The organism is Neobacillus sp. DHD-1R (genome assembly GCF_057747995.1).
Window position 1 is genome coordinate 2947314 of record NZ_CM173232.1, and the last position, 20671, is coordinate 2967984.

Annotated in this window: 22 protein-coding genes and 1 tRNA gene; 6 read left to right on the plus strand and 17 right to left on the minus strand. The window is 38.7% G+C overall.

What is annotated here, in order from left to right:
* Positions 1–130: 130 nt before the first annotated feature.
* Genes AC3ANL_RS14240 through AC3ANL_RS14250 form a run of 3 tightly spaced genes read right to left on the minus strand, consistent with a single transcriptional unit; the run spans position 131 to position 3215 of the window.
* Positions 131–787: a carboxymuconolactone decarboxylase family protein gene (locus AC3ANL_RS14240; RefSeq protein ID WP_488325099.1), complete on the minus strand. Its 657-nt coding sequence runs from the start codon at positions 785–787 to the stop codon at positions 131–133.
* Between the two features lie 29 nt (positions 788–816).
* Positions 817–1614, minus strand: coding sequence for an enoyl-CoA hydratase/isomerase family protein (locus AC3ANL_RS14245; RefSeq protein WP_488325100.1), 798 nt, complete (start codon positions 1612–1614; stop codon positions 817–819).
* Positions 1615–1649: 35 nt separating this feature from the next.
* Positions 1650–3215 (minus strand): long-chain-fatty-acid--CoA ligase, encoded by a 1566-nt coding sequence (locus tag AC3ANL_RS14250; protein WP_488325101.1) that lies wholly within the window; start codon positions 3213–3215, stop codon positions 1650–1652.
* A 182-nt stretch (positions 3216–3397) separates the two neighbouring features.
* Between AC3ANL_RS14250 and AC3ANL_RS14255 the strand changes: the two genes are divergently transcribed.
* Positions 3398–4309, plus strand: a complete 912-nt coding sequence (locus AC3ANL_RS14255) for a LysR substrate-binding domain-containing protein (RefSeq protein WP_488325102.1) — start codon at positions 3398–3400, stop codon at positions 4307–4309.
* Between the two features lie 134 nt (positions 4310–4443).
* On the opposite strand, the gene AC3ANL_RS14260 is transcribed toward AC3ANL_RS14255, so the two are convergent.
* The 4 genes from AC3ANL_RS14260 to gdhA form a co-directional block, all read right to left on the minus strand.
* Positions 4444–5097: a vWA domain-containing protein gene (locus tag AC3ANL_RS14260; RefSeq protein WP_488325103.1), complete on the minus strand. Its 654-nt coding sequence runs from the start codon at positions 5095–5097 to the stop codon at positions 4444–4446.
* 78 nt (positions 5098–5175) lie between these two features.
* The gene (locus tag AC3ANL_RS14265) at positions 5176–6177 is read right to left on the minus strand and encodes a macro domain-containing protein (RefSeq protein WP_488325104.1); all 1002 of its coding nucleotides are present in this window, start codon (positions 6175–6177) and stop codon (positions 5176–5178) included.
* 225 nt (positions 6178–6402) lie between these two features.
* Positions 6403–7263, minus strand: a complete 861-nt coding sequence (locus tag AC3ANL_RS14270) for a GNAT family N-acetyltransferase (RefSeq protein ID WP_488325105.1) — start codon at positions 7261–7263, stop codon at positions 6403–6405.
* Positions 7264–7443: 180 nt separating this feature from the next.
* Positions 7444–8826 (minus strand): NADP-specific glutamate dehydrogenase, encoded by a 1383-nt coding sequence (gene gdhA / locus AC3ANL_RS14275; protein ID WP_488325106.1) that lies wholly within the window; start codon positions 8824–8826, stop codon positions 7444–7446.
* A 146-nt stretch (positions 8827–8972) separates the two neighbouring features.
* On the opposite strand from gdhA, the gene gltC reads away from it, so the two are divergent.
* Positions 8973–9884: a glutamate biosynthesis transcriptional regulator GltC gene (gltC, locus tag AC3ANL_RS14280; protein WP_488325107.1), complete on the plus strand. Its 912-nt coding sequence runs from the start codon at positions 8973–8975 to the stop codon at positions 9882–9884.
* 142 nt (positions 9885–10026) lie between these two features.
* Here gltC and AC3ANL_RS14285 read toward each other — a convergent pair whose 3' ends face one another.
* Positions 10027–10173: a hypothetical protein gene (locus tag AC3ANL_RS14285; RefSeq protein ID WP_488325108.1), complete on the minus strand. Its 147-nt coding sequence runs from the start codon at positions 10171–10173 to the stop codon at positions 10027–10029.
* A gap of 129 nt (positions 10174–10302) precedes the next feature.
* Between AC3ANL_RS14285 and AC3ANL_RS14290 the strand changes: the two genes are divergently transcribed.
* Together AC3ANL_RS14290 and AC3ANL_RS14295 are read left to right on the plus strand one after the other, a co-directional pair.
* Positions 10303–10386, plus strand: a tRNA-OTHER gene (locus AC3ANL_RS14290).
* Positions 10387–10539: 153 nt separating this feature from the next.
* Positions 10540–10662 carry a YjcZ family sporulation protein gene (locus AC3ANL_RS14295; RefSeq protein WP_488325109.1) on the plus strand — a complete coding sequence of 41 codons (123 nt, stop codon included), beginning with the start codon at positions 10540–10542 and terminating at the stop codon, positions 10660–10662.
* A gap of 286 nt (positions 10663–10948) precedes the next feature.
* Here AC3ANL_RS14295 and AC3ANL_RS14300 read toward each other — a convergent pair whose 3' ends face one another.
* From AC3ANL_RS14300 to AC3ANL_RS14310, 3 genes are all read right to left on the minus strand, one after another.
* On the minus strand, positions 10949–11170 hold the full coding sequence (locus AC3ANL_RS14300; RefSeq protein WP_488325110.1) for a hypothetical protein: 222 nt from the start codon (positions 11168–11170) through the stop codon (positions 10949–10951).
* Between the two features lie 210 nt (positions 11171–11380).
* Positions 11381–12592: an FAD-dependent monooxygenase gene (locus AC3ANL_RS14305; protein WP_488325111.1), complete on the minus strand. Its 1212-nt coding sequence runs from the start codon at positions 12590–12592 to the stop codon at positions 11381–11383.
* A gap of 34 nt (positions 12593–12626) precedes the next feature.
* Positions 12627–13904, minus strand: coding sequence for a phenylacetate--CoA ligase family protein (locus AC3ANL_RS14310; RefSeq protein WP_488325112.1), 1278 nt, complete (start codon positions 13902–13904; stop codon positions 12627–12629).
* A gap of 224 nt (positions 13905–14128) precedes the next feature.
* Here AC3ANL_RS14310 and AC3ANL_RS14315 point away from each other — a divergent pair, with 224 nt between their 5' ends.
* Both AC3ANL_RS14315 and AC3ANL_RS14320 read left to right on the plus strand, forming a co-directional pair.
* Positions 14129–14917, plus strand: coding sequence for an IclR family transcriptional regulator (locus AC3ANL_RS14315; RefSeq protein ID WP_488325113.1), 789 nt, complete (start codon positions 14129–14131; stop codon positions 14915–14917).
* On the plus strand, positions 14898–15683 hold the full coding sequence (locus tag AC3ANL_RS14320) for an IclR family transcriptional regulator (RefSeq protein WP_488325114.1): 786 nt from the start codon (positions 14898–14900) through the stop codon (positions 15681–15683). Before AC3ANL_RS14315 ends, AC3ANL_RS14320 begins: the two co-directional genes overlap by 20 nt.
* A 114-nt stretch (positions 15684–15797) precedes the next feature.
* Here AC3ANL_RS14320 and AC3ANL_RS14325 read toward each other — a convergent pair whose 3' ends face one another.
* The 6 genes from AC3ANL_RS14325 to AC3ANL_RS14350 all read right to left on the minus strand — a co-directional run bounded on the left by AC3ANL_RS14325 (position 15798) and on the right by AC3ANL_RS14350 (position 20658).
* Positions 15798–16553, minus strand: a complete 756-nt coding sequence (locus tag AC3ANL_RS14325; protein ID WP_488325115.1) for a GNAT family N-acetyltransferase — start codon at positions 16551–16553, stop codon at positions 15798–15800.
* A 361-nt stretch (positions 16554–16914) separates the two neighbouring features.
* A complete protein-coding gene (locus AC3ANL_RS14330) occupies positions 16915–17589 on the minus strand; it encodes a DUF1028 domain-containing protein (protein ID WP_488325116.1) in 675 nt (224 codons plus the stop codon).
* Between the two features lie 52 nt (positions 17590–17641).
* Complete coding sequence (locus AC3ANL_RS14335) at positions 17642–18094, minus strand: RidA family protein (protein ID WP_488325117.1); 453 nt, start codon at positions 18092–18094, stop codon at positions 17642–17644.
* Positions 18095–18151: 57 nt separating this feature from the next.
* Positions 18152–18856 carry an ABC transporter ATP-binding protein gene (locus AC3ANL_RS14340; RefSeq protein WP_488325118.1) on the minus strand — a complete coding sequence of 235 codons (705 nt, stop codon included), beginning with the start codon at positions 18854–18856 and terminating at the stop codon, positions 18152–18154.
* Positions 18849–19643 (minus strand): ABC transporter ATP-binding protein, encoded by a 795-nt coding sequence (locus tag AC3ANL_RS14345; protein WP_488325119.1) that lies wholly within the window; start codon positions 19641–19643, stop codon positions 18849–18851. The genes AC3ANL_RS14340 and AC3ANL_RS14345 overlap by 8 nt, the downstream gene beginning before the upstream one ends.
* A complete protein-coding gene (locus tag AC3ANL_RS14350) occupies positions 19633–20658 on the minus strand; it encodes a branched-chain amino acid ABC transporter permease (protein WP_488325120.1) in 1026 nt (341 codons plus the stop codon). Before AC3ANL_RS14350 ends, AC3ANL_RS14345 begins: the two co-directional genes overlap by 11 nt.
* Positions 20659–20671 lie beyond the last annotated feature (13 nt).

Genomic DNA, 20671 nt, shown 5'->3' on the forward strand with positions numbered 1-20671 from the left:
GGTTGTCGTTTTCATATGTGTACATAGTTAGTTAGAAATCAACTAGCCTAACTTTAATAAGAAAAATATAACCGTCATCAGAATGCTTTGGTAGTATTCATACATTTTGACCTAAAAATTGGAAATAATTTTATTCATCAAATGCATTTAATGCATTTACACCGTGTGCTAAAGCAGATCCAGCTTTTAAAGCTGTTGCGACCATAATCGCCTCGGCAACTTCTTCCTTAACTGCTTTTGCCCTTTTTGCGCCCTTCGTATGAATATCTATGCAATAAGGGCAGCCAGTGGTATGAGCAACTGCGACCGCAATTAGTTCCTTTTCCTTTGCGCTAAGCAAGCCAGATTTCAATGCTTGTTTATCAAAATCCACAAATGCACCGAAAACATCGCCATTTAGATTGGAAAACTCTTTTAATCTATTAAAATATGATTTCTTATATAACTCTTCATCAGCTATATTGTCAAAACTATTTAAAGCGTTTACACCATGGGCAAGTGCAGATCCAGCTTTTAAAGCTGTCGCTACCATAATAGCTTCAGCCATTTCTTCCTTTGAGGTTCCCAATGATTTTGCTTTATTCACATGTAAGTCTATGCAGTATGGACATCCTGTTGTATGGGCTACAGCAATGGCCATTAATTCCTTTAATTTTGTATCGATCATACCACCCTTAAGGGCATAATAATCAAATCTTATAAATGCTTTAAACGTATCAGGTGTTAAATCACTAAATTCTCCAAGGCGGGAAATATAGGACTTTTTATATAAACATTCATTACTCATTTTTTAATTCCTCCCATTCATATTAATTACTACTTAAGACTTCTATTTTCTTTCCTACTTACAACAAATTTATCAATTTCTTGTCGAGCCTCTCCGTACAACATCATCTGTTCCTGAAGTTCTGGCTCATAAAATAAAAGATTTTCAAATCTCGGAATGGATGCATTTACTATTTTTTTAGTTAACCTGATTGGAGAAAAAGGTCTACTATTCAACTTAGTTATTAACTCTTCAGTAGCATTTGTTAATTCCTGGAGTGGGACAACTTTATTGACTAAACCTATATTTAAAGATTTAGCAGCATCAATGACATCACATAACATGATGAACTCCTTTGCTCTAGCTGGTCCGATTAGGTTTACTAATCGTGGTGTTCCTCCTCCTGAAAAGAATAATCCTCGTTCCACCTCAGGGAGACAAGCTGTGGCGTTGTCTGCCATAATACGAAAATCACATACCATCGCTAGGGCTAAACCTGCGCCATACATAGGACCATTTATCGCTGCGATGGTAATTTGGTCGAGTGCATCAAACTTCCTTAAAAACTCTTGTCGTGCGATTTGATCTTCCCTTATATAGGAAGAGCTGAAGGAATCATTTTCTATTCCGTGTAAGACATCATTCATATCTGCACCTGCTGAAAATGTCTTTCCGTTACCAGTAAAAACAATAAACTTATAATCTGTATCTTTTCGTACTTCTGAAATAATGTCATCCAGTTCCATATTCATTTGTTTATTCATTGCATTTGCTTTAGCTGGTCTGTTAAAAATAATCTTAAGGACTGGTTTTTTTCGTTCTACCAATATCGTAACGTAATCCTTCATCATCATCCTCCTGAATATTAAAAATGGGTTAGACGTTAAATTCTTCTGTTGGTGACTTCCCAGTAGGGGGCACGTAATGCTTTTTTATCAATTTTTCCGTAAGGGGTTAAAGGGAGCGATTCTACAATAGTAATCACCTTGGGAACCTTATATTTTGAAAGATTATTTTTGCAGTAATGTATGATTGTTTCAATGTTTAATTGTTTGCTTTTTGGAATGATAAACGCTGTAACGGCTTCCCCCCAATCCGTATCAGGGATCCCGATAACGGCTACTTGACGTACATCGGGATGCTTTTGGATGACATTTTCAACCTCTGAGGAATAAACATTCATGCCGCCGCTAATGATCATATCTTTTTTCCTATCTAACAGAAAAAGATATCCTTTCTCATCCATCACTCCCACATCACCCGTGTGCAGCCAGCCGTCTATTAGGGTTTCTGCCGTTTTTTCATGAAGCTTATGATAACCAATCATATTCGTAAGGGCTTTCACAGCAATTTCTCCTTCTACGCCAGGAGGTACTTCCTTTCCTTTTTGATCTACTATTTTGATTCTGCTCATAATCGTCGATTTGCCACAGCTTTTTAATATTTTTATAGATGCTTCATCCGTGCGATGTTCTTCCTTCTTGAGCCATGTTGCTGCACTTTGCGTTTCTGTCAGTCCATAAATTTGAAGAAATACTTGCCCAAACATTTCTAAACCTTGTCTCAATCGATTAGATGTTATCGGTGCGGTTCCATATTGAATCGTCCGAATGGAGCTAACATCAAAATGCTTCTCTTCCATAAAATCAAACAAACGATAAAGTGTTGTAGGAACAGCACTTAGAAATGTAATCTTATTTTTTTCAATATGGGTAAGGACGTTTTCTGGATCAAATTTACTTTCAATATAAATTTGTGCTCCTTTTACCATTCCAGCGTATAAATAAAGTCCTGCAGCATGCGGCAGTGGTGTAGTCAATAAAATTTTTTCGTCTTCATGCATATTCGTCTCAATCGCAATAGAAAGATAGGTTAGAACGGTTCCTTGATGATTATGCACTACCCCTTTAGGCTTCCCAGTGGTACCACCCGTATAAAGGATTAAAGATAGATCAGACGGGTTAGTTGGTACTGCTACCATAGATTCAGGTTCATTGTCTTGAAAAGATTCCCATGAAATAAACGAATCGGGTAAATTCCCTTTACTGCCGACTCCAACGATTGTTTTTATTTTTGGTAATTCCATTTGAATGTTCTTTATAATCGAGAAAAATGACTCTTCCACGATTAATATTTCTGCATCAGAATCATTTAAAATATAAAGAATATCACTTTCCCTAAGCATGTTGTTTAAAGGAACTTTTGTTCCTCCCGCAAACAAGATTCCTAATTCACTTATCAGGTATTCAGGAGTGTTGGATAAAAGGAGAGCCACTCTCGTATTATTTTTAACTCCTCTTTTCATTAGTCCATGTGCCACCTTATTAGCGTGACAGTGTAACTCTCGATAGGTGAAGGTTTGAGATGGAAAATGGACAGCAATTCGATCAGCGTGATTCTGAAATAAATTGTTTAATAAATCATTGACAGATAGTATGGAATGGTTCATTTAACTCCTCCCCTTTTTATTTAGTTCTAAATGGTCATCAGAAAATTATAATAGTCTGAAAAGTTTGAATAATATTTTGTTCTATTTATGATGGTACCACTTACTACTTTACATGGTCCAATATATGATATAATTGTTTTAATATTTAAAAAATATTATTCTAGCCAAATAAGGAGATTTCTATGGAGTTTAGACATTTACGGTATTTTATTGCAGTCGCGGAGGAGCTACATTTTGGCAGTGCTGCTAAACGATTAAATATGAGCCAACCCCCTCTTAGCCAGCAAATCGCTCAATTAGAAAAAGAGTTAGGCGTTCAATTATTTTATCGAACAAAACGCCATACTGAATTAACGCAGGCAGGAAAGTATTTCCTTGAACAAGTCTATGACATTCTTAATCAAATGGAAAAAACTCGTGTTGAGGTTCGTAGAATTCATCATGGAGAACAAGGTCAATTAAATATTGGCTACACAGGAATTTTGAGTAATGTACTCATACAAGTAATTAGAACATATCGAGAAAGATATCCTAAAGTGCACGTGGTTTTACATCATCTGTCATCTTCAAATCAAATTCGCTCTTTATTTGAAAATAAGATTAAATTAGGCTTTCTATGTCCTCCGATTGAAAGCAGTACGTTGAATTCACGATTAGTCTGCTCTGCCCCATTCGTAATAGCACTTCCTTCAACACATCCTTTAGCTATGGATCCATCACCATTAGATCTTAGAAAAATTAAACATGAACCATTCATTATGGCTCATCGAAAAAATGAGCCGGGGTATTATGATACCATTATTTCCATTTGCAACCGCGCCGGATTCAGTCCACAGGTGATCCAAGAGGCAGAAGGAATTTTTACCATTCTCACCCTTATTTCAACTGGAATGGGAGTATCTCTTGTTACCAATTTAACTCAGGAATATAACAATTCAGGGATTGTATTCAGACCTATTTTAGATGATACTGCAGCCATGGATCTTTCCTTAGTTTGGAGGAAAAATGAAGAATCCCCCCTTGTTCGTACCTTTCTTGATGTTTTTGATCAAATGTTTATGGAAACAAGCCTTTTAAAGATGGAATTACAATAAGAGCCGGTTTACTTGAACCAAATTAGAAATGGGAATAGAAAAAAACGAACATGCTGATGGAAAACACACTTCGCCACCACCATGTTCGTTTTTTCTATCTTAAACTATTATTCATATCGCAAAAGCCTCTTTAATCACCCTTTCCTAGAACGCCGCTTATAATCCCTTTCAATCCCTTCTTTCCAGCTGCGGTTTAACTTTTTACCACTACGAAGGTTCATAACGGCTTCGTTTACCGCTTCATAATTTAACTGCGTTCCGACATTATCAGCATGGTAATCCACGGCAAATTCCTCATCGATACCGAAACGGGCAGCGGTTGAGATCGCATCGATATTGGCACCGAGGAACATGAATTCCCAGCCGAATTTCTCCTTTTGAACCTGCACCATTTGTTTGATTTTGTCTGCCGCGTATTCCTGGCTGGCATTTTCCATCCCATCTGTTGTAATTACAAAAAGTACCTTTTCTGCACGTTCCTGCTCATTTGTGTGCTTTTGTACATTGATGATTTTTTGAATCGTAAACCCAATCGCATCTAATAACGCGGTCGTACCGCCAACTTCATAATCCTTTTCGGTAATGGGAGAAATTCCCCTAATATTGATTCGGTCGTGTAATAATTCGTACTGGTGATTGAACAATGCGGTCGTCACCAATGCTTCCCCCTCGGCTTTTTGCTGTTTTTTCAGCATTGCATTAAATCCACCAATTGTATCTGCTTCAAGTCCTGCCATCGAACCACTCTTATCTAAAATAAACACTAATTCGGTTACATTTCTTTTCATCCTACTCATCCTCCGTTCGTTTATGAACTTAGGATAACAAGGATTCAATAAAAAAAGGTCGCTTGGAAAGCGACAATTTTAAGCACCCAGTATTGGTTGATCAAAAGTAAATAAGACTTGATTGATTTCATGAATATTATAGTTGGCTTGTTGGATAAAGTACTCAATAATGACATCGAACTTGCTGCTGCGTGATAAGGTATACCCAGCGGATGTCAGCAAATCGAGCGTTTCTTCAAACGTCAGTTTTAAGGCAATCGCAAAAGCAATCGCGGTTTTCTTCGTCGGAGTATAATCGACGCTATTGCGAATTTTCGAGAATAATTTACGGTCAATATTGGCCCTCTTATACGTCTCGACATCGGTCATTCCTTTTTCATCGATTAAGCGAAGGAGCCGCTCGGAGAAGGATTCATCAAGCTGTTCCAACAGATCAACTAAGGAATACTCGGCCTCTAGATAGCCATCCTCTTGGAAAATTTCAACTTCCTGCCTTTGTTCCAATAGATATCGTTCTTGATTATGACGAGGAAAGGCGATTTCCGCTTCCTCTACATAATGCTCATCAATATATTGATGAATCGATGTGAATAACTTCTTGCTGATTCCAAACGAATTTTTATCAAAAACAACAAGGTAAACAAGCATATCATGATGTAATAAAAAGGAACTAATCGTAGAAACCGCAATTTGTAAGGCTTCCTCTTTTGGATACCCATAGATGCCAGCCGAAATCAGTGGAAATGCGATCGACTCACAGTGATATTTTTTTGCCAGCTCCAAAGAGTTTAGGTAGGAGGCCTTTAACAGCGCTTCCTCTTGATTTCCCCCGCCCTGCCACATCGGACCTGGCGTATGGATGATAAATTTAGCATCCAACTGAAACCCATCAGTTATTACGGCTTCCCCCACCTTGCACCCGCCAATTTGATCGCAGGCTTCTTGCAGTGCACTGGCACCAGCCGCACGAAATATAGCGCCACAAACCCCACCACCCCTTTTCAACGAGGTGTTCGCAGCATTCACAATCGCATCGACTTCCATCTTTGTTATATCATTGCGAACGATTTCTAATGGCATACATTTTCCCCTTCCAACCAAATGTCACTATGTCTATACTTTCAATTCTAACTAAAAGAGAGAAATTTAAAAAGAGTTGTGCTGGGTACTTTGATGTCTGTGTATTCTCGCTACGCCATCGTTGAACAGAAAATAACGTGTGAATATTCACACGTCATGGTTAATGGCACTTTATAGATATGCAACTAAAAGCAGTCCCTTGACCAGGAAAACTTCCTTGTCTGTTTAAAGGAGTAAATACATCTCAAATTGTTTCAGTTCTCCCTTTTTAAACCCTTTCTTCTTCAAAAATCCCTCGAGAAGGCTGTTATTTGGAAAACCAGCCGACAGCCTAGAGAGGTTGAGCTCTTCTATGGCTGTTTGAAAAAGTTGCGTTCCAACACCCTTCCCTCTTTCCGCCTTATCGACCATTAAAAAATGGATTGTTCCGGCTTTCGAAACCGCTAAACAGCCTGCCAAACGGTCCTGAATGAAGACGCCATAAAAGAAGGTATCGCTTATTTTTTCGATAAAATCGAGATCATTCTGCCAATTAATATGATAGTCCCACTTTTCTGCAGCCTGTTTGAAGTCTTGGAATTGGATTCGATTAATGAAGAACTCCGAGCAAGATTTCTGCAACAGAGATAAATCCTCAAGGGCATAGTAGACTATGTCATAAATTTTCTCATACCCCAGTTTTTCATAAAAACGGATCGCCCGATCATTACCTACAATGACTTCTAGAAACAGCTGTTTACAATCGTGTTGGACCGCCTCTTCCTTATGGAGTTCAAATAGTCTCTGGCTGATTCCCTTTCCTCTGTAACCTGGCTGAACCGCTAACGTTCCACATCTCATCGTTTGGATTCCTTCATAATTCTTCTTGCCTCCTAGAATGACCCCAACAGGTTCATCCTGATAAATGGCAATAAAGGAGTTTTCTCTCCTATTCCCTTCCGGACCAAAGAACCGTGCAAGGAATACATCCTCAGCAATATCCATTTTAATTAAATAATCAGAAAAGCCAACATGAAAGGCTTGATAAATGAGACGGTCCTCTACTTCTGAACAACGATAGTACTGAATGCTATTTTCAAGTGTCAATTGATCCTGCTCTCCCTTCGAATCGTTTTTTGAAAGGGTATTAATTCCGTGAGTAATAATTATTTCGGTGTTTCTTTTAATATTCCTACCATAAATTTTGATAAAATCGTTATAGTTTCTCACAAAACAACAAAAAGGCCACCTATCAGTGACCTTTCGTCGTATATTGTGCATTAATTGTTAAATAATTCCTTGTGCGATCATGGCATCCGCTACTTTTACGAATCCGGCAATATTAGCACCGACAACAAGGTTCCCTGCTGCATCATAATCTTCTGATGCTTTCATACTCTTACTATAAATATTTTTCATGATGTCTTGTAATTTTAGATCCACTTCTTCTAGTGTCCAAGCGAGCCGAGCGCTATTTTGCGCCATTTCTAATGCGGAAACGGCAACTCCGCCTGCATTTGCTGCTTTGGCAGGAGCGAATAAAACATGATGTTCTAGAAAAGAATCGATTGCCTCAAGAGTGGAAGGCATATTAGCCCCTTCGCCGACAGCCTTTACTCCATTTGAAACTAATATTTCTGCCGCTTCCTTATTTATTTCATTTTGGGTTGCACATGGTAAAGCAATATCGCACGGGATCGCCCAAATACCAGTACACCCTTCTTGATAGGCAGCCTCTGGATGTTCTTTGACATATTCACTGATTCGTTTATTCTCTACTTCTTTTAATCGTTTCACTGTATCCAAGTTAATTCCATTTGGATCATACACATAGCCATTTGAATCACTGCATGCTACTACTTTCGCACCAAACTGGATTGCTTTTTCGATTGCATAAATCGATACATTACCTGAACCAGAAACGACAACTGTCCTGTCTTGAAAACTCAATCCCTGACTTTTTAGCATCTCTTCGACAAAGTAGATTAATCCATAGCCTGTCGCTTCTTTTCGGCCTAAGCTTCCGCCATAACCAATCCCTTTTCCAGTTAGGACACCTGCTTCAAAAGCACCTTTTAATTTTTTAAATTGCCCGAACATATAACCAATTTCTCTCGCCCCTACTCCGATATCACCTGCAGGTACATCGACATCCGGCCCGATATGTCTGCTAAGCTCTGTCATAAAGCTCTGACAAAAGCGCATAATTTCGAAATCGGATTTACCTTTTGGATCAAAGTCAGAACCGCCTTTTCCTCCGCCAATGGGCTGACCGGTTAAGGAGTTTTTGAAGATTTGCTCAAACCCGAGAAATTTGATTATACTTGCGTTAACAGAAGGGTGAAATCTTAGTCCGCCCTTATATGGTCCAATCGCGCTATTAAACTGGACACGAAATCCACGATTCACCTTTACATTCCCATTATCATCCACCCATGGAACTCTAAAAATGATCATTCGCTCTGGTTCGATGATTCTTTCTAGAACAGCTTGTTGGATATAGACCGGATTTTTTATAAGGACAGGTACTAAAGAATCAAGGACTTCTTTAACAGCCTGCTGGAACTCTGTTTCATTCGGATTACGCTTTTGAACAATGTTCAATAACTGATTTACGTAATCCTTGACGTTTTGTATTTGATTTTCTTCTATTTTTTCCAGCATTTTCATAATGTTCGCCCCTAATTTTTTTTAAAAGACCGAAAATTTTCTTTTCTTAATTGTAGTTTCATTTTATAATTTTATAATTGATAGTTTCAATATTCATTTTAGATGAAATCAATGCGTTTTATGCATGAATATGGAGTGATGAATAAATGGAGACGAGGCAAATTCGATATTTCCTAGAAGCAGCAAAACGAGAACATGTAACAGAAGCAGCGGATGCCCTGCATGTTGCCCAGTCTTCCGTTAGCAGACAAATAGTTAATTTAGAAAACGAATTAGGAGTAGCCCTGTTTATCCGGGAGGGAAGAAGCGTAAAATTAACTCCACTCGGGAGAATTTTTTATGAACGGATGAAGCAAGTGTGGAACTTGATCGAGGATTCCAAAAGAGAAATCAAAGAATATTTAGATCCTGAAAAAGGGACCGTTCGAATTGCCTTCCCGATAAGCATGGCGGCTCATACATTGCCCTCCATCATTTATGCTTTTCGCACTCGATATCCAGAAGCTAAATTTCAAATGAGCAATGCCCTTTACAATGATTTAATCGATGGTGTGGTAAATGGTGAATTTAATTTGGCTATGATTGCTCCTATGCCCAATCCGGAAAAAGAGAAAAAAATTAAAGGGGCGACTCTTTTCATAGAAAATATAGTGGCCCTCCTCCCTTTGCATCATCCTTTAGCTGACCGGAAATCGATTCGGCTGCGGGATTTAAAGGATGATTCCTTCTGTGTCCTGCCTGAGGGATTTAAATTTCGTGAACAAGTGGTGCAAGCCTGTAAGGATGCAGGTTTTTCCCCACAAATCGCCTTCGAAGGCAAAGATATCGATGCCTTAAAGGGATTAGTCTCGACAGGCCTAGGGGTAGCATTGATGCCAGAGATGACCTTGGTCGATAACACACCGCGGTCCACCGTGGTGATCCCCATAAATGATGCGCGGCTTACACGAACAGTTGGTGTCATCTATCCAACCCAACGTAAACTGCTCCCCACAGAAGAATTGTTTTATGATTTCTTGCTTGAAACTTATGAGAGATTGAATGAGTTTAGGAAATAAAAAACTAGTAAAAAAGGGGACGATTCTTTGCTTTTTTCGGTTCGCCCCGAGCACTGATAATAAAAGGACATTTACGATCGTTTTAATTCACTGTTTTGATGGTAAAAGAAAAAGCAGCCAAGTATTTCTCTTGGCTGTTCATTTAACGATCAAGACCCTTTTTATTATTACCGACATTATCATTTGGTGAGTCTCCGGTACCGTTTTTGCTCTTGCTATTAGGCGTTCCATAAATTTGATTATCCTTTGTTACTTTAGCTCCAGTTAAAAAATCATCCTTTGTTTCCATCTTTATCATCTCCTTTGGTTAATCTCTCATATTATCTTTGGAAAGGATAGGAATTATACAATAATGTGGGTGTAACCCATATTTAAATTTATTAGAATAAAGACTCAGATACTACACAAACTATCTTTAGGACTTGTAGCTCAATGTAGAGCAGCTAAATCATATCGCCGTTATGATTTATGCATCTTATGGGTTCAAATCCCATCAAGTCCTTTTCCCCCTTAAAAAGTGTTCTGCCCTTCACGGATTCTGTTTACTTTCACTAAACTTGATAATTAACCTCATAAAAACCAGTGAAATAGCCCTTCCTACCTTAATTTCTCAACATATTTTATAAGGAATAAGGATATAAAGGAGGACTATCTAATGTTTGGATATGGTGGTGGTGGTGGATACGGCTATGGCGGCGTCGGTTTCGGCGGCGTTTTTGCATTAATCGTTGTATTGTTTATCTTGTTAATCATTGTTGGAGCAGTTATCTGTTTCTAAGTAAAACCAATTACACTTTTCTTAAAAATACAAAAAAGCCCGTGTAGGGCTTTTTTGTATTTGAGAATTCCTATTAAGGTGTATGTGCAATGTAGATTATGGGGCTATGGTGCGTCGGCTACTCTATCTTATGCATCCGTTCAAGTGAATTTCCATTAGGTTAAGCCCCATTTGGGGGAAATTTTTTTAAATTTAAATCTTATTTAAATGGATGAAAAAACTTTAATCCCTTTAGATAGTTTAATACCTCAATGACTTCACTCCAGGGTTATATCCATTTTGTAGTTTAACAACAATACCCGTGATGGAATCCATGATGGTGGTGGAAAGGATAGCCTCCATACCCATAATGATGGAAAGGATAACCTCCATATCCCATACCATAACCAGAGTAGCCTCCATATCCTCCATATCCTATGCCCATGCCGTAACCAGGATAACCTCCGTATCCCATACCGTAACCAGGATAGCCTCCATAACCCATACCGCCAAAGAATTGTCTTTCCATTTTTTATCTCCTCCTCAAATTGTTTCAAAAATAGTGTATGTGTCCATGTTTTAAGAGGAGTAGACGTTTACCTATAAATACGTGTTTTCTTGGATGTTATTTTGCGTATCGTTATATTTCCTATTTTACTACTGCTCAAGAGAAAATTAGATGGAGTCTACGATTTTCTGTCTTCTTCAATTAACATGCCACCTTGTATTCCACCATCCATTAGTACTTTGTGGATAATGCTGGCGGACCAGAGCGCGGGCCAAAAGGACCTTCGTCTAACCATTTTCCCAGTTTTGGAATATGGGGTGCTAAGAAAGCACTAATTTCTCGTTTTAGTTTAATTTCATCATTCGTACCCTGAATATGTTCAAGAGCTAAGTTTGAACATTCACGATTATATAAACCTGCGCTTAGCCGTTCATTCGCTGCGGCTTCAACGGCGGCACGGGCTTCCTCCATCGTTTCAGCCTTTAGTGCCGAGGCAATCCCTCGGACACCTACTATTGCATCCGGTACGCCTGAGTTTAATCCTCGTGCCCCGAAAGGCGCAAATAAATGGGCCGCTTCACCGGCTAAAATAATGCGGCGATTTTCATCCGTGTAGGTTTCTGCCACAACTTGATAGAATGTATAGGTTGATATCCATGTAATACGTTCCGTATACTTGGGATTCATTACTTTTGGAAGCCATTCACGTACGCCTTCTTCAGATCCATAATAGTCACGATCATCATCATCTAATAACTGTAAATCGATGCGCCATCCCCCTGCAAATGGGACATACATCACATTACGGCCGCCAGCATCTGGATGTTGATAGTGGAAAATACGTTCAATAGGAAGTGGATGTTCTTCGTCTTCTTTTACATCTACTACCACGAACGCATCACTTGTACGAGGCCCTTCAAATTTAATTCCCAGAGACTTCCTTACTGCAGAATGTCCACCATCTGCTGCAAGAACATACTTTGCTTTCCAACTATCTTTTTCGGTTTCAATCGTACATCCGTCATTTGTAGTGACTATGTCTTTTACAGGTTCTCCCCAGATAAATTCAATATTGGCAGCTTGGCAGGCTTTAAACAATGCTTTTTCTATTTCGTGTTGATGTAAACTTGAGAAAGCTGGAATCGTGTTCGGAGCCGGTGGTTCATATACACGTTTGTAAACCGGTTCTCCTCGATAGTATGTTTTCTTGACGGGCCAAACAATCCCAATATCCGCTAATTCGAACCCTAAGCCTGGGGAAATACTTTCTAATAATTTTAACGTTTCCCTATGAAGATAGATCGCCCGACTGCCTGCGCGCTCGCGTCCTTCGGGTTCTGCTTCAATAATGGTAGCTTGAATACCTTGATTATGTAGTGCAAGTGCAGCAGTCATTCCGACCGGTCCTGCCCCAATCACCAATACTTCACGCATGTTTGCCATTCTATCTACTCCTTTGAATTTTATAATCTTTCTTTTATGCAGTTTCTTTAGTTGTACGTTTGTCAATGATACGACGAGCCTTCATTGTAAAACGTGTTAAAGAATCGTCTTCCACTCGCTCCACTTCAATTCTTAGACCGATCCGTTTTCGTAATAATTGCGTCAATGCTGGCACAACCTCATCAGGTCCTTCGATTTGAAGTTTAACTTGATTCATTTCCAGTTCTGTATAGTAAATAATTCGAAATTCCTTAATCGAATCGAATTCGCGAACAATTGCTTCAAGGGATGAAGGGTAAATATTTACACCACGGATGACAACCATATCATCTGTGCGACCTAACAAACCGTCAGGTAAAAATAAATACGAATTGCCACATGTACAAGCTTCCGGATTATATACAACAGCATCTCTAGTACGATAGCGAATCAGCGGATAACCGAAACGTCCAAGATTGGTTAATACGAGTTCCCCGCGTTCACCTGGTTGTACATGTTCTAAGGTATCCGGATTTATGACCTCTACAATAAATTGCGTTTCATTTACATGCAGCCCTTTTTGTTCTTGGCAAGAGTAGCCGTATGCACCCATTTCAGTCATTCCAACATGATCAAATAGCTTAGCTCCCCATAATCGTTCAATTTGAAAACGTGTAGAAGGAACTGATCCTCCTGGTTCTCCGGCGGTTATGATTTTTGCAATCGATGAGTCTTTAATATTTAACCCTAACTTTTCGGCAACCTCTGCTAAATGAAGGGCATAGCTTGGAGTGCAAAAAAGGACGGTTGCTTTGTTTTGAAGGATACTGTTTAAACGTTCCTCTGACGACATGCTTCCGCCTGGAATGGCCATGCTGCCGAGTTTTTGAACAGCTTCATGCGCTGCCCAAAATCCGATAAAAGGACCAAAAGAAAACGCTAAATAGGCACGATCATTATTTGTTACACCTGCTGACTTTAAAACTTCCAACCAACAATCAGACCACCAATTCCAACTATCCGCCGTGTCGAGTACCTTTAAAGGGCTCCCCGTCGTTCCTGATGTTTGATGATAGCGAATATAGCTGTCTTCCGGATAAGAATGATTCCGCCCGAATGGCGGATACTTAGTTTGATCTTCCGCCAACTCGCTTTTGGTTGTAAAAGGAAGCTGACGTAAATCTTTTAATGAAGTAATCGGCAGGTGTATCCCTTTCAGTTTTTCTTTATAAAACTCATTAAAACCTTTGACAAAAACTAATAGTTCATTTAACTTTTGCCTTTGATAGGATTTAAGATCAACCCTTGTCTCGTAGACTTGATGTATCAACAAACATTAACCCTCCTTTAATTTATAGAAATTTATGAAAATTGAAAACGTTATAAAAATAATAAAACAATGTTAGCACTATGAAAATGGTTTTATTCTGCTATGTGGAACAAAAAGAATAAAATTTAATATTTTGTGAAGGTTTATAGATGGGTAAAGTAGTATTCATATAGATAAGAAAACTTAAGTTCTCTGAGGTAATTGGCTATTTCGAGGGGGGGTTTTTTATGTCGCGAACAACAAACAGCTCATTAACAAATGCACTTCGTGTATTAAAGAGCTTTTCGATTGACCATCCAGAATTAACATTATCCGAAATCGCAGATTATATAGGTGTTTCCAAAAGCACTGCTTGCAGGCTTATTCAAACATTAGAAAGTGAAGGATTTATTTATCAAAATATACCGTTTAATTCGTATCGTTTGGGATCTTCCCTACTCACATTATCGAATACGGTTGTCGATCAATTAGCCATTCTAAAAGAGACTACCCATTTTTTAAAACTATTAACTAGACAAACAGGTGAATCTTCACACATTGCTATTTTAGAAAACAAGAACGTCATTTATTTAAAAAAAGAAGATAACAAACACCGCGTTCAATTATTGTCACATATTGGCCGCCGTAACCCTGCACACTGTACGGCGTCTGGTCAAGCCATTTTAGCATTTATAAACCCTGAAACGATTGAAAAACTATTTGAACCTGGTTTAGAACAGTCTACACAATATTCAATCGTACAATTACCTAGGTTACATGAAAAATTAGCGACTATTCGCGAGCAAGGTTATTCTATTAGTAACGGTGAGTTCATTGAAAATATCGTGTCAGTCGGCGCTCCCGTTTACAATAAAAAGAATCAAGTTTTCGCTGCCATAAGTGTGGCCGGTCCAAAAAGACGAATATTAGCAAACTTACAAAAAATCGTTGACAATGTGCTGTTCACAAGTAGAAATATGACCAAATACGTTCAAGACCACATAAAGGATGTTGACCTTGAAACATTTATTGAATGAAAAATATTTCGTCGCCTCCGTAAAAAATGCCATGCGGATTTTAAGACTTTTTACACCGAGGCAAAATGAATTTGGGATAACAGAAATGGCCCAAAAGCTTGATTTATCTAAAAGTACGGTCCATCGTTATGTGAAAGAATTGGTTCAAGAAGGGTTTTTAATCCAAAATAAATCAAATGGCCATTATCGCCTCGGCTTATCAAATTTAGCATTAGGTGGTATTGTCCAATTGAACAAAGAAATTTACACAGATACAAAACCAATCCTTACAAAACTGGCCAATCGCTTTCAGTTACCTGCCCATATTTGTGTGATGGAACATAATCGAGTTATCTACTTATTACGTGAAATGGGCGATCAACCCGTGAAATTAATTACGAAAGATGGGAGACACAACGACATCCACTGTACGGCAGAAGGACTAGTTATTTTAGCCTTTAAAAGCAAGGACATCATTAACAATGTCCTCTCACAATCTTTAACGAGCTACACGAAGTACACAGTTACTGACCCCGCGCTTTTGAAACAAAAATTGTTAAAAATCCGCTCCAAACAATATGCTGTCACAACGGATATGTATGCGATCGGTTTTATCAGTTTTGCTGTACCGATAAAAGATTATACAGGGGAAGTCGTTTCTTCGCTTGCCCTTATTGGGGAATCGAAAAATATAACTACAAATGAATACGACCAAATCATTAAGGAGTTACAAAGGAGTGCCCAAAAAATATCGGAGCAGCTGGGATACTATGACAAGTCTAATTGATTTTAATAAAGAGGAATCATATAGCGTCCGCTCAAATACAAAATGAAAAAATTAAAAAAGACCGAACATAAGCAACATGTCCGGCCAGTAATTGGGCGGTGCCTGGCACCAATATTAATTTCCGTAAACTTTATGGAATTGATATTTAAAACCATGATACTGATAGTTTTGTCTTCTATACATTTCTCTAGGGGTATCTTCACCATCGGCAACTAGAATGATGGTCTTATTATAAAATTTTTCCATAACAAACTTCTGCAGCATGCTTCCTATCCCCTTTTTCTGAAAGCTTTCTTCCACAACTAAACCATCAATTTCAGCGGTCTCATTGGAAATAATAATATCTACTGAGCCCGCTGGAGTACCTTTATAAGTGGCAAGAAGCTGCTCTATATTCCGATTTTTAAAATTTCGTTTATGTAATTCTTGCTTTTGATTAGCAAATTCACTGCCATACTCTAAATCTAGCTGATACTGTAATTTAAGAAATGTCTCAAGATTCATATCAGTCACAGCATGAATCTCAATATCTGGGTTTTCTTTTATTAAAGGAAATTGATTTGGTTGAATAACATATAGTTCGAGATAACCAATCTCATAGCCTGAATGATCCAGGTAATCAATAAGTTCCGCTCCAGGTTTTTCATTTGCGGGAAAATAAAACTTTACGTGGTTTTGTCCTTGTTTTAAATGGAATTCTCTTAAGTAGCTTTCGGTTATTTTAAATTTACTTAGAGTCGGAATCTTTTTAAACTCAATGAAATTACTATCATATCTAGTTAACATTTCAGGATAATGGAAATGCCTGTAATGATCATCTTCAAATACAACATTGCCAAGTGTATAAATATTTTCAAATGTTATATGCATTATTGATAAAATCCCCCTTTTAGTTAATAACTCTTGCCACGTCAGAACCACACTTGTGACATTTCCCTTTCGAAACAATTCCACTTGAAATCTCTTTAACTGTATATTCTTCAATTTTAACAACATTACAACAAGAAACGCACCAAAATTATGAACAATTCTAATAATAAAATCAATTTTTACGTACTTACTACAAAAAAATAAAAACTGCCAGATATAAACAACCTGGCAGTTTTACAAGGAATACAATTTGTTTTCCACTAAATAAAATGAGACATAGCAGAAGGAAGTGACTAGACTCACTCATTAGTTAAACTAGAACTATACGATTAATTATAGAAACTATCAAAAAATAAAACGATTACTCATCACCTTTAACGCCATACGAAGGAGCCAATTCTGGAACAATTGCCCTAACTTTATAGTCGTTTGCCTGTGGTTTATATATTTCCCAAAGTTTCTTGAGATCCTCAAGAGGATGATCACTATAGTCCACTCTTAAATCAACATAGGCGAATGGTTCATCCGTAAATACTAGAAGGCCGATGGAATGCTCCTGATCGAGCTCCCCGCCCATCTGAAAGCCTTTTTCTATCGCCAAAATTAATCTTTCCGTTAATGGCTGGCCCTCATTTTGTAAAAATGCTTGACCCATCGCTGCTGGAATGGCAGGGTTACTAAGGAGATTACCGATACTGGCAACATTTTGCGCACAAAATTCTCCGTGAACACCTAAAGCCTTATTACCTGTAAATGCAGCAGAGTTCCCATTAGAATCGATAACCGCCAGCTGCCTGTATTCTGAATACGGCGAAGCTTCCTTCATCGATTGGATAGTCGATTGGGCATCAAACCCATTTTCCAAAACAGTAAAACCGATATTAGCTAATCTTGGATCCGTAACATTTTGAGATAAAATAGCGCCTACTCCCGTTTTAACCCATGGGCACCTGGCCCCAACGGCTGGACTACTGGATGTGACAATAACCCCTAATGCACCGGTGGACGAACAGCGTCCTGCGACCGAAAATGTCATTTTTTTCCCCCTTGCACTAATTTTATGAACCTTTTATAAAACAAACGATGCTTTATTCGCTTATTACGGCCTCAACATCTATTTCCATTAACATCTCCGGCATGGCAAATCCGCTTACGAGTAAACCGGTACTGCAAGGATAGACATCTTTAAAATGCTTGCCAATGACGGGATAGACTTTACTCCGATCTTCACGATTCATCAGATAAACAGTAATTTTACAAATATCCTGAATGGTTCCTCCAGCCTCCTCAATCAGCTGTTTTACACATGTACAGGCCATTTCCGCCTGTGCCGCCACATCGCCCTCACCGTGAAAGTTACCATCCAAATCAAACCCTGTTTGCCCTCTTAAAAAAATACGATTACCTGCCCGAACTGCCATACTGAACTCATTCACAATGTGATGTTCTGGTTTTCCCATGCTTTTCGGATAATACTGGTCCGTTTTGAACTTCCGAAATCTTTGAATTTCCACTTTTTTGGTTTCACCATGTACTGACATATTAATAATTCCTCCTTAAAATAGCGATTTTTATAGTAAATGAAATTACTAAATAATTTAAGCAGATCCCAGATAGGACCGTTTTACAATTTCACTTTCTTTTAACTCGCTTTTCGTTCCTTGACCGGCTAAACGCCCTGCCATTAGAACATACCCGCGGCTGCAAAAATCGATGGCCATTTCCGCATTTTGATCCACCAAAAGAATCGTCGTCCCCTGCTGATGCAGTTCGGTGATTTTATCATAAACCTCATAAACTAGTTTCGGTGATAGACCCATTGACGGTTCATCCAATAATAACAGCTTTGGACTTGTCATCATGGCTCTTGCTATGGCCAACATTTGTTGTTCTCCCCCTGAAAGAAGTCCTGCTAATTGATCTTTTCTTTCTCGTAAAATTGGAAAAGGTTCTGTCACTTCTTCAGCCCTTTGCTGGCGATATTTAGCAGGCAGCGTATAACCGCCTAAAAGTAAATTATCCCATACAGAGAGTAATGGAAACACATGTCTTCCTTCCGGAACAAGAGTCATACCGCGACTGACAAGTTTAAATGTTTTTTCTTTAACAATCGATTTGCCTGAAAGTTGAATATCTCCACTTTTGGGACGGAGCTCTCCGATAATCGTTTTCAATAACGTACTTTTTCCAGCACCATTCGCACCAATAACCGAAACGGCTTCCTTTTCTTCCACCTTTAAACTAACATTGTCCAAAGCACATATTTGCCCATAATAGGTACTTAGGTTTTGAACATTAAGCATGCAACTCAGTCCTCCCCATATAGGCTTCCAATACAGCGGGATGACTTTGAATCAATTCAGGAGGACCTTCCACTAACTTTTCGCCAAAATTGATGACCGTAATTTGGTTGGACAAGGAATTTACGAGATGCATATCATGAGCGATGATTAAGATCGTAATCCCCTGATGATTCACCTCTGTAAATAGATTCATAAGTTCATTTGTTTCATTCTGATTCATTCCGGCCGTAGGTTCATCAAGTAATAACAGAAGTGGATTAGTGGCTAAAGCTCTGGCAATTTCGACACGTCTTTGATTTCCGTAAGACAGTTTAGCAGCGTACTCATCCCGCATGTCCCATAAACCAACAAATTTAATGATTTCTTCAATCCGCTCTTTAGCCTGTGATTCTTTGTTCCGAAAGGTTTTGGTCCTGAAGAGAGCGGGCAGAAGATTTCCGCCTGTGAATTGATATGTCCCAATTAACACGGTTTCAAACACGGTCATATCAGGAAATAATCGTATATTTTGGAAGGTTCGTGAAACCCCATTCTGGGCAATTTTATCGGTTCTCAATGATGTAATGTCCTGATTTAACAGCTGAATGTTCCCCTCATCTGGTTTAATTACCCCAGTAATAAGATTGAATAAGGTACTTTTCCCTGCTCCATTTGGACCGATAATCGCATGAATATTGTTTTTCAACACAGTAAAGGATAGATTGTTGACCGCCTTAACACCTCCAAAAGATTTTGAAAGATGATTGACTGTTAAGATAGCGGAATCATTAACAACATCAATGCTCATAATTTAATCCCTCTTTCTCTGGAGTTGTTTTTTCAGGTTGGATGGTTTTCTTAATAAGACGTTTTTTGGAAACCTGGAATAACCCCATAATTCCTTTTGGGAAAAACATAATCATGACAACAATCAGAATCCCGTAAATCAACATTCTCAATTCAGGAGTTTCCCGCAATGCCTCTGATGAAACAGTAAGGATCGACGCGCCTATGATCGCTCCTGCAATCGAGCCCTGACCACCGATCATAACCATCGTTAATATGGTTACAGACATCGAAAAAGTAAAGGTTTCCGGACTCACAACACGAAGGAAATGGGCGTACAAGGCACCGGCAGCCCCGCAGAAAGCAGCGGAAATCGTGAAGATTTTTACTTTTGTTTTAAATACAGGTATACCCATGGCTTGAGCCGCAAGTTCATCATCACGAATCGCCGTACAGGCCCGCCCAAATCCTGATTTGATGATTAGAGATGTGACCAACACTCCTAAAAGAACAAATAGTAATAATAATGGGTAAAAATCATGATATTGAATAAACAGGAGTTCAACTGAACCAATTTTAATCGGGGGAGGAGGCGCAATTCCTGCAATCCCCATTGGTCCTCCTGTTAAATCGGTCCAGTTCAAAAATACAAGCCATATAATCGTTCCGAAAGCTAGTGTCGCCATAACCAAGTATTCTTCAATTAATTTCAACCCAATAAAACCAATCACAAACCCGATTAGCGCTGTAATGACAATCGATAACGGAAGATTTAACCAAAATGAAAACCCTACGTTCTTAGACAATATGGCGGCAACATAGGCACCAATCCCAAAGAATGCACCATGGCCTACTGAGACCTGGCCAGTATAACCAACAATTAAATCGAGGCCTAAGGCAAGAAGGGTATAGATTAAAATAAGATTAATAATATACATAAAGTAAGCATTGGTTACAGCAAGAGGAAGGAGAAATAAGGCGATCCCTCCAAAAATAAACAGGATTTTTCGGAAAACTGTTTTATTGGTTTGTTCCATCCCTTCTCCCCCC

Coding starts and splice junctions, on each gene's coding strand:
- AC3ANL_RS14255 (WP_488325102.1), top strand. CDS start 3,398: ATGGAGTTTAGACATTTACGGTATTTTATTGCAGTCGCGGAGGAGCTA.
- AC3ANL_RS14260 (WP_488325103.1), bottom strand. CDS start 5,097: ATGAAAAGAAATGTAACCGAATTAGTGTTTATTTTAGATAAGAGTGGT.
- AC3ANL_RS14330 (WP_488325116.1), bottom strand. CDS start 17,589: ATGACATTTTCGGTCGCAGGACGCTGTTCGTCCACCGGTGCATTAGGG.
- AC3ANL_RS14325 (WP_488325115.1), bottom strand. CDS start 16,553: ATGCATATAACATTTGAAAATATTTATACACTTGGCAATGTTGTATTT.
- AC3ANL_RS14315 (WP_488325113.1), top strand. CDS start 14,129: ATGTCGCGAACAACAAACAGCTCATTAACAAATGCACTTCGTGTATTA.
- AC3ANL_RS14345 (WP_488325119.1), bottom strand. CDS start 19,643: ATGAGCATTGATGTTGTTAATGATTCCGCTATCTTAACAGTCAATCAT.
- AC3ANL_RS14250 (WP_488325101.1), bottom strand. CDS start 3,215: ATGAACCATTCCATACTATCTGTCAATGATTTATTAAACAATTTATTT.
- AC3ANL_RS14350 (WP_488325120.1), bottom strand. CDS start 20,658: ATGGAACAAACCAATAAAACAGTTTTCCGAAAAATCCTGTTTATTTTT.
- AC3ANL_RS14285 (WP_488325108.1), bottom strand. CDS start 10,173: ATGGAAACAAAGGATGATTTTTTAACTGGAGCTAAAGTAACAAAGGAT.
- AC3ANL_RS14265 (WP_488325104.1), bottom strand. CDS start 6,177: ATGCCATTAGAAATCGTTCGCAATGATATAACAAAGATGGAAGTCGAT.
- gdhA (WP_488325106.1), bottom strand. CDS start 8,826: ATGAAAATGCTGGAAAAAATAGAAGAAAATCAAATACAAAACGTCAAG.
- AC3ANL_RS14305 (WP_488325111.1), bottom strand. CDS start 12,592: ATGGCAAACATGCGTGAAGTATTGGTGATTGGGGCAGGACCGGTCGGA.
- AC3ANL_RS14300 (WP_488325110.1), bottom strand. CDS start 11,170: ATGGAAAGACAATTCTTTGGCGGTATGGGTTATGGAGGCTATCCTGGT.
- gltC (WP_488325107.1), top strand. CDS start 8,973: ATGGAGACGAGGCAAATTCGATATTTCCTAGAAGCAGCAAAACGAGAA.
- AC3ANL_RS14245 (WP_488325100.1), bottom strand. CDS start 1,614: ATGAAGGATTACGTTACGATATTGGTAGAACGAAAAAAACCAGTCCTT.
- AC3ANL_RS14295 (WP_488325109.1), top strand. CDS start 10,540: ATGTTTGGATATGGTGGTGGTGGTGGATACGGCTATGGCGGCGTCGGT.
- AC3ANL_RS14240 (WP_488325099.1), bottom strand. CDS start 787: ATGAGTAATGAATGTTTATATAAAAAGTCCTATATTTCCCGCCTTGGA.
- AC3ANL_RS14340 (WP_488325118.1), bottom strand. CDS start 18,856: ATGCTTAATGTTCAAAACCTAAGTACCTATTATGGGCAAATATGTGCT.
- AC3ANL_RS14335 (WP_488325117.1), bottom strand. CDS start 18,094: ATGTCAGTACATGGTGAAACCAAAAAAGTGGAAATTCAAAGATTTCGG.